Origin of the sequence: Citrobacter sp. TBCS-14 (assembly GCF_005280805.1) — a bacterium.
GTDB lineage: Bacteria > Pseudomonadota > Gammaproteobacteria > Enterobacterales > Enterobacteriaceae > Citrobacter > Citrobacter gillenii.
In genome coordinates, this window is sequence record NZ_SZWM01000783.1 from 1 (window position 1) to 219 (window position 219).

The 219-nt window shown below is 45.2% G+C and carries 1 pseudogene; it reads left to right on the top strand.

Features of this window, described 5'->3' with window-relative positions:
* Window positions 1-179 (top strand): annotated as a pseudogene (locus FDX22_RS21305) (ribosome biogenesis GTPase RsgA); the annotation flags it as partial.
* Between the last annotated feature and the right edge of the window lie 40 nt (window positions 180-219).

The window sequence follows — 219 nt, forward strand, 5'->3', positions numbered from 1 at the left end:
ACTATTTAGGCCATTGCAAGTACCGCGACTGTAAACATGATGCAGATCCGGGCTGTGCAATTCGTGAAGCTGTCGAGGAAGGGAAAATTGCTGAGATTCGGTTTGAAAATTATCACCGCATCCTGGAAAGCATGGCGCAGGTAAAAACGCGTAAAAACTTTTCTGATACAGACGACTGACAACTAAGCTAAGCATCGCTAGAATCGTCCCCCTTTTTTC